General features: G+C 39.1%; 12 protein-coding genes. 4 read left to right on the top strand and 8 right to left on the bottom strand.

From position 1 onward, the window contains the following. On the bottom strand, nt 1–288 hold a 288-nt coding region (locus tag ACEW8U_RS03695), incomplete at its 3' end, for a nucleotidyltransferase domain-containing protein (RefSeq protein ID WP_373520682.1). Nucleotides 289–317: 29 nt separating this feature from the next. Next, nucleotides 318–734: a nucleotidyltransferase substrate binding protein gene (locus ACEW8U_RS03690; RefSeq protein ID WP_373520681.1), complete on the bottom strand. Its 417-nt coding sequence runs from the start codon at nt 732–734 to the stop codon at nt 318–320. An 86-nt stretch (nt 735–820) separates the two neighbouring features. On the opposite strand from ACEW8U_RS03690, the gene ACEW8U_RS03685 reads away from it, so the two are divergent. Continuing rightward, nucleotides 821–1540 carry a diphthine--ammonia ligase gene (locus ACEW8U_RS03685; protein WP_373520680.1) on the top strand — a complete coding sequence of 240 codons (720 nt, stop codon included), beginning with the start codon at nt 821–823 and terminating at the stop codon, nt 1538–1540. A 4-nt stretch (nt 1541–1544) separates the two neighbouring features. Here ACEW8U_RS03685 and ACEW8U_RS03680 read toward each other — a convergent pair whose 3' ends face one another. From ACEW8U_RS03680 to ACEW8U_RS03665, 4 genes are all read right to left on the bottom strand, one after another. Next, on the bottom strand, nt 1545–2468 hold the full coding sequence (locus ACEW8U_RS03680; protein ID WP_373520679.1) for an aspartate carbamoyltransferase catalytic subunit: 924 nt from the start codon (nt 2466–2468) through the stop codon (nt 1545–1547). 8 nt (nt 2469–2476) lie between these two features. Then, the gene (gene pyrR, locus ACEW8U_RS03675; RefSeq protein WP_194972978.1) at nt 2477–3019 is read right to left on the bottom strand and encodes a bifunctional pyr operon transcriptional regulator/uracil phosphoribosyltransferase PyrR; all 543 of its coding nucleotides are present in this window, start codon (nt 3017–3019) and stop codon (nt 2477–2479) included. Nucleotides 3020–3099: 80 nt separating this feature from the next. Next, nucleotides 3100–4731, bottom strand: coding sequence for a transcriptional regulator (locus ACEW8U_RS03670; RefSeq protein WP_373520678.1), 1632 nt, complete (start codon nt 4729–4731; stop codon nt 3100–3102). Then, on the bottom strand, nt 4728–5135 hold the full coding sequence (locus ACEW8U_RS03665) for an EVE domain-containing protein (protein WP_373520677.1): 408 nt from the start codon (nt 5133–5135) through the stop codon (nt 4728–4730). Before ACEW8U_RS03665 ends, ACEW8U_RS03670 begins: the two co-directional genes overlap by 4 nt. Nucleotides 5136–5288: 153 nt before the next feature. Here ACEW8U_RS03665 and ACEW8U_RS03660 point away from each other — a divergent pair, with 153 nt between their 5' ends. The 3 genes from ACEW8U_RS03660 (at nt 5289) to ACEW8U_RS03650 (ending at nt 8181) form a co-directional block, all read left to right on the top strand. Then, nucleotides 5289–6947 carry a helix-hairpin-helix domain-containing protein gene (locus tag ACEW8U_RS03660; RefSeq protein WP_373520683.1) on the top strand — a complete coding sequence of 553 codons (1659 nt, stop codon included), beginning with the start codon at nt 5289–5291 and terminating at the stop codon, nt 6945–6947. Nucleotides 6948–6953: 6 nt separating this feature from the next. Next, nucleotides 6954–7241, top strand: a complete 288-nt coding sequence (locus ACEW8U_RS03655; RefSeq protein WP_373520676.1) for a hypothetical protein — start codon at nt 6954–6956, stop codon at nt 7239–7241. A 271-nt stretch (nt 7242–7512) separates the two neighbouring features. Further along, nucleotides 7513–8181, top strand: a complete 669-nt coding sequence (locus tag ACEW8U_RS03650; protein WP_373520675.1) for a YiiX/YebB-like N1pC/P60 family cysteine hydrolase — start codon at nt 7513–7515, stop codon at nt 8179–8181. Nucleotides 8182–8313: 132 nt separating this feature from the next. On the opposite strand, the gene ACEW8U_RS03645 is transcribed toward ACEW8U_RS03650, so the two are convergent. Then, a complete protein-coding gene (locus ACEW8U_RS03645) occupies nt 8314–9447 on the bottom strand; it encodes an ATP-binding protein (protein WP_373520674.1) in 1134 nt (377 codons plus the stop codon). 250 nt (nt 9448–9697) lie between these two features. Continuing rightward, nucleotides 9698–11013, bottom strand: a 1316-nt coding sequence (locus ACEW8U_RS03640) for a putative oxidoreductase C-terminal domain-containing protein (protein ID WP_373520673.1), incomplete at its 5' end; no start/stop codon positions are given.

The following is an 11013-nucleotide window of genomic DNA, read 5'->3' as shown; positions in this document are numbered from 1 at the left end:
GGAGTATTTGAGCGTTCTTTCGAAAAACACCTTACCGTTGGTTTTGATATGCTCAATCAATCCTTCATGGTTAATATGATGGAAAATGGAAAGATCTATTTGATAGGGAAGTAAGAGGTCATCCAACTCATTTTCAATTTTCAAAAGTTCGGTCAAGGTCAGGTTCTCTCCAATAAGCGTTAAATCAATATCAGAACCTTTTCTATAATTTCCGATAGCCCTTGAACCATAAACAACACATTTATCAATGTTTGGGTATTTTTTCAAAACACCTAAAATTGATTCCATGGTCTTAACTGATAGTCCAAAATCGTTCATTATTTTTTATCCTTAATTTCCAGCATTTCCACCTCAAATTCTTTGAACAGATCAAAGTACCAAGCTATTATTTTTTCAGTTATTTCAGAAGCAATGTCCTCATTATAAGTATGGGAAGTTTTATTCCGACTTTTGATCATTTCCATCCATCCATCTCCATCCTGAACCAAACCAACCTTAAATGCTTCTCTTGTGGCATCTCTGGATCCGATAATTTCTGAGTTTCCCTGAAAGAAAAAATAATCTTTTATCACATTCCAGGCCAATTCATGGGTAAATTCAAATGCCTGTATCAAGCCTTGTTTTTCGAGGTCCGTCAATTCTCTTTCCTCCGAAAGCTTTACCGCATTTTCCAACTGGATTAAGGCTTTAAGGTAATTCTCAAACCTTTGTTCCCATCTTGTATTTTCCATCATTGAATTAGATATGAATTAAAGATAACCAAAATTAATGCATAATATTTCTTTTCCTTAAATTCAAGATATCAACCAAAGTAGCTGTTATGGATATTAAATCCGGAAAAGATAAAATTAAGATCTCCCTAAGTTGGTCAGGAGGAAAGGATTCAGCATTTGCATTGTGGCATCTGTTACAAAGTGGGGAATTTGAAGTAGTGCGCCTGCATACTGTTTTTGGAGAGGAAACCAAGAGGGTTGGATTACATGGAATACCCGAAGAGTTGATCGATAAACAAGCTGATTGTATTGGTCTGCCTTTGGACAAGTTGTACTATCCCGCTTCGGGAGATAACAGGGCTTACGAAAATGCCATAAAAGGGTATTTGTATAATTTGGAAGCCCTGAACATTTCCCACATCGCCTATGGGGATATTTTCTTGGAAGATCTTAAAAAATACCGAGAGGATCTATTGGAAAGTAATGGGTTCCATGCAGTTTTTCCGCTTTGGGAAAAAGATACGAGACAGCTGGCTGAAGATTTTATAGCCTTTGGCTTTGAAACTTTGATTTGCGCAGCGGATGCAGATAAGATTGATCCGTATTGGCTGGGGAGAAAGTTTGAAATGGAATTTCTGAACAGCTTGCCCAAAGAAGTGGATCCCTGTGGGGAAAACGGGGAATTTCATTCATTCTGTATCAACGGTCCTGTTTTCGGTCGTTCGCTCGAAGTGAATATTGGCGAAAAGATTTCCAAATCCTATTTGTTAAATAAGGATGATGGAACCCAAATGGAGAAAAAATTCGGATTTATTGAAATGACTTAGGTTTCTACTTTGCCCCTGCAAGCAAATACAAAACCGCCATCCGAATCGCCACCCCATTTTCCACCTGTTGAAGGATAATTGAATGTTCGCTGTCTGCTACATCGGAATTCAATTCCACACCTCTGTTGATGGGGCCGGGGTGCATGACGACGATTTCTTTGTCCAATCGGTCCAGCATTTTTCTGTTGATTCCAAAATAAAGGGAATACTCTCTGAGCGATGGGAAATACTTGATCTGCTGTCTTTCCAATTGGATTCTTAAGACATTGGCTACATCACACCATTGCAGGGCTTTTTCCACATCATGCTCGATTTTCACACCAAGACTTCCGATATGCTTGGGCAACAAGGTAATGGGGCCACAGACCATGACTTCTGCCCCTAATTTTTGAAGACAGAAAATATTGGAAAGCGCCACCCTTGAGTGAAGTATGTCACCGATGATGGCGACTTTTTTACCTGCTACATCACCGAGTTTTTCGCGGATAGAGAATGCATCCAATAGGGCCTGGGTAGGATGTTCATGGGTTCCGTCCCCGGCATTGACGATATTGGCTTTGATGTGTTTGGATAGGAAATGCGGTGCGCCTACACTGCTGTGTCTCATGACCACCATATCCACTTTCATGGACAGGATGTTGTTGACGGTATCGATCAGTGTTTCCCCTTTTTTGACAGAGGAATTGGCTGAAGAAAAATTGATAACATCAGCAGAAAGTCTTTTTTCTGCCAATTCAAAGGACAGTCTGGTACGCGTTGAATTCTCGAAAAATACATTGGCTATGGTTATGTCCCTCAGCGATGGCACCTTTTTGATGGGCCTGTTTAGTACCTCCTTGAAATTATCCGCAGTTTCAAATATGAGTTGGATGTCTTCTGCTGAGATGTCTTTGATTCCTAGAAGGTGTCGGGTGCTGAGTTGTGACATATTTTTGTTTATGCTTTTTCTGTAATCCAAATAGCGTCTTGTTCAAATCCATTTTCTTTCCATTCAACCGACACATATTGAGTTTCCAAAGTATTGACCTTAAATCCACAATAATCCGGCATGATGGGGTAATCCCTGGTATATTTCCTGTCCACCAAAATCATCAACTCCACTTTTTGTGGCCTGCCAAAAGCAATCATCGCATCCAATGCCGCCCTGACAGACCTACCTTTGTATAGCACATCATCGATCAGGATTACTTTTTTTCCTTCTATAAGAAAATCAATTTTGGTCTCGTTGGCTTTTAAGGGGAAATCCCTTCGTCTGAAATCATCTCTGTGAAAAGTGGCATCCAAATACCCAAATGGTACTTTGATCCCTGAGATTTCTTCCAGTAAGTGTACGATCTTGTCCGAAACAATAGGCCCACGGGGCTGCAAACCCAATAATACGGTATTCTCAAATGTATCGTGGTTTTCTATCAACTGATGGCAGAAACGCTTGAGGATGATGGATATCTGCTGTTGGTCGAGGACAAGTCTTTTTTGCATGGCGCCGCTTTGGTTGCAAATATAAAAAGATTAAAGGTTTATGCGTCCAAAACTTGAAAACTGTTTGAATACCCTTTTATCTACCCTTCTTCCTCTTCGGGAACATAAAGATCTCCGTCGACTTTTATTTTGGTGATAAAAAAAACTTCCCTGGTTTCTTCACGATTTTCTTTGTTAAGAAACCGGATTCGCTGTTTGCCTGTCAGAATGTAATAATTGGAATACCACCATGAAAGATTTAAACTATAGTCCTGAGTATCCCTTATCCTTTCATCTTCATTGATCAATTCAATTTCATAGGGCTGACTCTCAAAAATAACCTCTCCATTTTTGATATAACTCATATACATTTTAATCCCATCCAGATGCATGTAATGTAGTTTTTCGCCATCAAAACTTACTTCTCCAAATTTCCCTGGAATATTGGTTGTTTTGTTGTTTAGGTTAAAAGTGTTGTCCCAAATAACCTCACCGTTCCTGTTTAAATACAAAAAATGGGCTGAAACAAATCTGTATTCTCCTTCGAGTTGCCAGGAATTCATACCATATCTTGAGGCAGGGAAAAATTGTGACCCATAATTCTGTCCGTAGTTTATTCCGGAGTTAAACGGATGATTGGATCTGTATCGATAGGCATCATTGGCATAAACTCCATCTCTTGGGATATACCTAGGATTGGTAGCAGAAAAATGATCAGAGTAAATCAAAAAGCCAAAATTCGTTGGGTGGATTTCTCTTGTGGATAATACGGGTCTTATGGAAGGAATTTTTCCTTTTTCAAAATCACGTTCCAATTCCTTGATTTTCCTTTCTCTTTGTTTTTCATTGAGGTAGTTGTAAAAATTGGGAAAATCCTCCAAGGTATAATACTTGATATCATACTCGCCAAACTCATTGATATCTGAAAGATAAATGCCCCTGTAAGCCTCCCTTCGCCTTTGGCCATAAGTACCAATCAGTGATTGTTGATAATTTTGGATGGGGGTAAGAATTCCTTCTACCAGCTCTAAACTATTATCGCTTAACCTATCAATGACCACTTCTCTGATCTTGCTGCCTTTTTCATCGAATGTCAACAAGGTAATCTGCTTCATTTTGTATTTATCTCTTCGGCTGACCAATACATCCAATACACCCAATTCGCTATCTTTCCTCAACTGCAGGATTTTGGTTTCTTTCGAATAGATGTCCTGAACTGTAAATACGTTATTGGCTTCAATGTCTAAAATCTGAACAACCGGCCTGAGATCAGCAGAACCCATAAATACAGCATTCCTGTTAAGGACAAAAAACTCCTTTAATTCCATGTTATAAATATTCTCCAACTGGATTTCTGTTGCTTTTTCATCTTTCAGGTTGATCTCTATCAAATACCTTTCGGAGGTGATGTTTACACCCTTTTGAAGTAGTGCGTAGAAAAAATCTCCTTCTAGGTCATAGCCAACGAGATCATAGTTATCCTTTAGGGGTATTTCATGAAAACTATCTGATTTCAGTTCATAGTCGGTCAAAAAATATTGGAGTTTTGATTTGAGATTAAATCCCTTTTCCGGATTGGCCCTAAACGCAATCAAACCTCCTGCCCGGGTCATAACCTGAAAATCATTCTCAGGAAATTTGGCATCTACTTCTAACCTCTCCACAAACATCACTTGGGAAAATGTCTGAGAATAAATAAACAGGAAGAAGAAAATGGATATTATTAATTTCATGAACTTAGTTTAACGATATGGTCAAATTGCGATTTTTCAAGAGGCATGACCGAAAGCCTGGATTGCTTTATCAAAAGTAAGCTACTTAATTGATCTTCACTTTTGATCTGTTCAAGGGTGACTGGCTTCGAAAGTACTTTCAAATGTTTGATCTTCACGGCCACCCAGCCTTTATCTTCCTTGTCATTTGGATCAGGAAATGCCTCTTCACTTACTTCTGCGATACCCACGATTTCTTTTGGTTTGCCACTATGGTAAAACAACACCTTTTCTCCCAATTTCATTTCTTTTAGAAAATTTCTGGCCTGATAATTTCGGATTCCATCCCAAATATCCTCTCCTTTTTTAATGAGGTCATCCCAGCTATAGGATTCAGGTTCTGATTTGACTAACCAATAATTCATGTTGATTTTATCTTTTTTGATTGGCTTAAGATAAGGTTTAAGATTTTATTTTGAAACAATAATTGATGACATTTGTCCTTATAGCAAATCAACCCTTTTTCAGTTTTGGACCAAAAAAGCATACTTCGACAACTCAAGCTCATCATCAAATTGATGGAGCTTCATGATGAAAACACCTTTAAGATCAGGAGTTATCAATCAGCAGTCAACACCATAGACCGGGGAGATGTTTCTATTGAAGGAAAAAACCTTCAGGAGCTGCAAGAGGTTAATGGGATTGGAAAAAGCATTGCTGAAGCGATCCTTGCTTTGGACACCACCGGCACAAGTCCCTATCTTGAAGATTTATTGGCAAAAACTCCGGTTGGAATTTTGGAGGTGCTAGAGATCAAAGGTCTGGGACCAAAGAAAATAAAAGTACTCTGGGAAGAATTGAATATCACCTCTATCCATGAGTTGATGGAAGCCTGTCAATCCGGTCAGGTTGCTAAAACCAAAGGTTTTGGTGAAAAGACCCAGGAAAGTATCATTCAATCTTTGGAATTCAGGGCTTCCAACCAAGGAAAATGGCTTTATGCTGATATTGAAGATACCATGATTCAGTTCCAACAAAAAGTCAAATCTGTCTCAGGTGTGGAGGCAGTAACCTCAGTGGGTGAATTTGCACGTAAAATGGAAATCATAGAATCTGTTGAATGGTTGGTAGCAACAACTGACCATACAATTGTGATGACTTCTTTTTCAGCGTTTAAAAATCTGGAACAAAACAAAAAGTCTTCAAGCCCCTATAAATGGAGGGGTAAAATGCTTGATCCGGAAATTTCTTTATTGATTCATTTCACCCAACCAACGGATTTTTTTAAAGAAAAAATTATTCGAACAGGAAGTAAAGCCCACTTGCTACATCCTGTAGAGGATAACAAACCATTTATTGAACTGATTAGAGAAAGTAATGATCTTTACAGTGAGGAGGAGGCTTATGACAATGCTGGATTTCCTTGGATTCCTGAAGAATTGAGAGAAGGATTTTTTGAATTTGATTGGGCAAAGGAAAACAAGATACCGACTCTATTGGAGGAAAAGGATCTCAAAGGCATCTTACATAACCACTCTACTTACAGTGATGGAAAGCATAGCCTGAGACAAATGGCGGAATACTGTAAAGAACTCGGCTATGAATATCTTGGTATTTCGGATCACAGCAGGTCAGCATTCTACGCAGGAGGACTTGATATAGAAAAAATCCAACAACAGCACAAAGAGATTGATGAACTGAATAAAGAGTTGGCACCATTCAAAATCTTCAAGGGCATAGAAAGTGATATTTTGTTGGATGGCAGCTTGGACTATCCCAATGAGGTTTTGAAAAGCTTTGATTTTATTGTTTCATCCATACTCTCCAGTTTGGGTATGGACAGGAAAAAAGCCACAGCCAGATTAATCAAAGCAATTGAGAATCCATACACCACTATTTTGGGACATCCTACAGGAAGATTGCTGTTGCGAAGAGAAGGCTATCCAATTGACCATAAAGCCATCATTGATGCATGTTCCAAGTTCAATGTAGTCATTGAAATCAACGCCAATCCTTGGCGGCTTGACCTCGATTGGAGATGGGTACAATATGCCATGGAAAAAGGAGTCACACTGTCCATCAATCCCGATGCCCATGAAATGGAAGGATATGCAGATATGCGCTACGGGGTTTTGGTCGGAAGAAAAGGAGGCTTATCAAAAGACATGACTTTCAATGCCCTGTCTCTCGCTGAAATGCAAGATTATTTAAATAAAAGGAAAAATAAAGTTAATTAAGAAAGGATGAAGTGGTTTGATAAGGACGAGAATCTGCTGTTGCAGCGTTCATTTATATTTGGGGTTGTAGGTATTGCATTGTGTCTGATTCCGCTTTTCAATAATTATTTTCAGTTTTTTAACCTTCCCACCGGTCCCATCAATGGAGTAGGTATCGGGCTTCAGTTTTTTGGATTAAGCATCGCAGTTTTGGTCCTCCGAAAAAGAAAAATCTCCGAAGAGGTAAGGGATAAAGCAAAGAAAATGATACTGGTATTGGCAGTGGCTTTGATTTTCTTTTTTATGGTGGTTTGAATAAGACGTGAGATCTGAGACATAAGACGTGAGACTAAGGCGTCATTGCGAGGAGCACTTCAGTTCACCTTTTAACTTATAGGAGCCTTTCGTGCGACGTGGCAATCTCTTGAGGCGGATGGGGTTTACTTGTGCTATGAGGATGAGAAGTGAGACAGGGGAGCCAAGATCCAAGAGTTAGGAACCAAGAACCAACCAAAGCTTGTCCCGAGTATCGGGGAGCCAAGAATCAAGACAAACCAAACTAATTATGACAGAAACGGGGTCAATTATGCACATCAAAAAAAGCTTAAGAATTCTCTTTTTATGGATGCTTTTTTCTTCTTGTACCCAAGAAAAAGAATTTTTTCAAGAAGGGGACATCCTTTTTCAGGATGGTGATTGCGGGGATTTTTGTGATGCCATCAGAAAGGTTACAGAAGGATACGGGGGAATGGATTTTTCTCATAATGGGTTGCTGATGCAGGAAATCGGCGATTGGTTTGTACTTGAAGCAATCGGAAAAGGGGTGAGCAAAACACCGATAGAAGACTTTTTATATCGGCATTTGGATGAACAGGGAAATCCAAAAGTAATGGTCGGAAGGTTGAAGCCGGAATTCAGGTCATTGATTCCCGTTGCTATACAGGAGGCAGAAAAACACTTGGGAAAACCATATGACCATGCTTTTGATTTCGACAATGATGCTTTCTATTGTTCAGAATTGATACATTTTGCTTTTAAGGTGGCTAATAATGGAAGAGACTTTTTTACACCAAAACCTATGACTTACAATGATCCGGATACAGGAATGGTATTTATGGTTTGGGAAAGTTATTTCAAGGAGTTAGGAATTCCTGTACCTGAGGGAGAACTAGGATTGAATCCCGGCGGGATGTCATTGGAACCTGTGGTGGAGATGTTTAAATTGGATGGGACTTGTCTGTTTTCTTATAACTAAAGAAGACATCCTAAATATTTGAGACGGTTAAATGTCACTTCATGCAATCTTTCGTCTTCGGTCCGACTTCCGTCACGAGAGAATAACAAAAGGAAATATGGTGAATGGAATCATTCCCGATAATCCTAAAATTTATTTCTCCTCAGACAATATCGAAAGGTAATTTTCAGGATTGACCAAAGTGAAAGTGGAATCGGGGTAAGCATCCTGAAATCCCAATGGAAAATTGCTTCTTCTCTTTGGATTCCACTTGGCTTCATAGGTATGGATAATACCACCCCGTTTTTCCAACCAGTCCAATTCCTTACCTGTAGTAGTCCTCCAAAAAAACACGTTAGCATTAATTCCACTGTAATGTAAATACTTCATCCTTTCGCTGATGATAAAATTCTCCCACAAAGCTCCCACATCACTTCTTAATGAAACTCCATTGAAATTATTGATCAATGCATTGCGTACACCATTGTCCCAAAAATAGATTTTACGGCCCCTTTTGATCTCCCTCCTCAAATTCCTGCTAAAGGAATTCAATTTGAAAATCACATAACTTTTCTCCAAAAGGTCTATGTATTTTTCGGCAGTTTCTTTGTCTATCCCTATGGTATTTCCAAGTTCATTGAATGTCACTTCAGACCCAACCTGAAGGGCCAACGCCATCAGCAATTTTTGAAGTATTACAGGTTTTCTTACTTGGTCTAATGTCAAAATATCTTTATAAAGATAACTGCTGGTAAGTTCCCTTAAAATTTCTTCTGCATCTGAGGGGTTGTTTATGATTTCGGGGTAAAAACCATATACCAAACGATTTTCCAGTAACCGTTTTTCTTCCCGTAAAGATGTGTGATGGCTCAGTTCCTCGGTAGAAAGGGGAAATAACCTCAACTCCCTTTTTCTTCCCGTCAAAGGCTCATTGATTGTATTTGCCAATTCAAGTGAAGAAGAACCCGATGCGATTATCTGGACTTGGGGAAAATTATCTGCCAATAATTTTAAAGTCAGCCCAATGTTTTTAACCCGTTGGGCTTCATCTATCATCACTAAGTTATATGAACCTACTAGGCTTTTTAATGAACTTAATGTAGCATTTTCAAGATCAATTCTGTCATCGGGATTATCACAATTAAGCCATAATGCTTCTTTATCCAAAGAAGCTGCCAATTGCCGCATCAGTGTGGTTTTGCCCACCTGCCTTGGTCCTGAGATAAGTAGGATTTTGCCTTGATATAGCTTTTTTGCTATTAATTTTTCTACCTCACGAACAATCATGTCATTTTGCTTTTCACAAAAATATGATATTTCTCGATTACAATCGAGATAATACATGTTTATTTTCGATTACGATCGAAATAACTCATGTAATTCTTCGATTACGATCGAGATAATACATGTTATTTCTCGATTACGATCGAGATAATACAAGTTTATTTTCGATTACAATCGAGATAATACATGTTTATTTTCGATTGGTTTTTCCTTATCGTTAAAATTAGGAATTTAAACAAACCCATATTAAGGATTACTCCTTGGCCATTTCTAAGGCTTTTGTAGTAGTATAGTACTTAACAATCATATTAGGAACTTCCCATTCCGGCATGCTTCCGCTCTCGAAGTATTCCAAAAATTGCGCTGTCACTTGGGAAAAGTGGGCTTCATGTCCGACATGGTAGCGATCTGGAATTTGGATTTTATATTCTCCCTCAGATAGTTTTTCAAGTCCAAGTCCGGGATATTTTTCTTGAAGCGTAACTGTTAAAGTCTCTTTCAAAGCTTCTTGCTGATCACCCAAAAGCTGCACATACAAAGTGGGAACATAATTTTCCTCCTCACCTTGCCGGATAATGAGATTTGCTTTTGTTCCCCGCATCATGCTGTAATGGGTATCCCCGGCACCCTCGGGAGCTTGAAAATTCCAGATGACACTCACTTTTGCATGCTTCCCTTTTAAGGTATAATTCATTTCACCATTGCAATATACCTGCAGCACATTATCCTTGATATCCTTATTAAGGAATTCCGGAAATTCGGTTTTACCGGTAACTGTTTTGAATTGCTCCAATGACAAAGAGGTTGCCCATCTTTTTGCAGCAATCATTTTGACATCAGTTGTATCGAGCACCATTTCAGGAAAAGCCTCCCATTGGATCAAATCGACCAAATGGGTAGTCACATCCACAATGCCTTCTCCTGCTACTTCCACATCAAAAAACCAGTTAGGTCTAACCAATGGTTGCCCGGAGACATATTTGAAGAAATGGTGGACACTTTCTTTGGTAATGGCAGGATTATCAGGAGATCCATCAACCAACTCTCCGAAAACCTCCGGGATCATGGAAAGCTCCTTTTGCAATATGGAAGAGATCTCAAAACGCTCTGTCATGATATCGTATAGCAGCAAGTCCTTTTGCGAAGCCTCTTCGAATGCCATCTGTAATTTCCTAAAACCTGCTTGATTGATTACCAAAGGTTTATCAGCATAGACATGGAGGCCATTGGAAATAGCAGTACTGATGTAATCAATTTTTCGGTCATTTTTGCCGGCCACAACCATCACATTACCCGGTTTCTTGGAAATCATTTCTTCCAGAAAATCATCTCCTTTTACCAATTTCAGTTCCCAGGCAGTGGGGGATGCTTCCCGCATATTATAGCCGTTAATTCTCATAAGGTAATCATCCAATTCAGCGCCTTCAGGAGCAAATACATAAACTGTGGAATTCACTTGAGGGTACATGCTCTTGTGAATCAGTCCGGCATGAAAGTGTCCGGGATCCAGACTCATAATGGTGACTTGCTCTTGTGGTCTATCTGACATATTGTTTGTTTTAGGGCTGG

Source organism: Aquiflexum sp., assembly GCF_041751335.1.
Classification (GTDB): Bacteria; Bacteroidota; Bacteroidia; order Cytophagales; family Cyclobacteriaceae; genus Aquiflexum.
The sequence above is the reverse complement of the archived record's forward strand: the minus strand, read 5'-3'. Positions and strand labels throughout refer to the sequence as shown.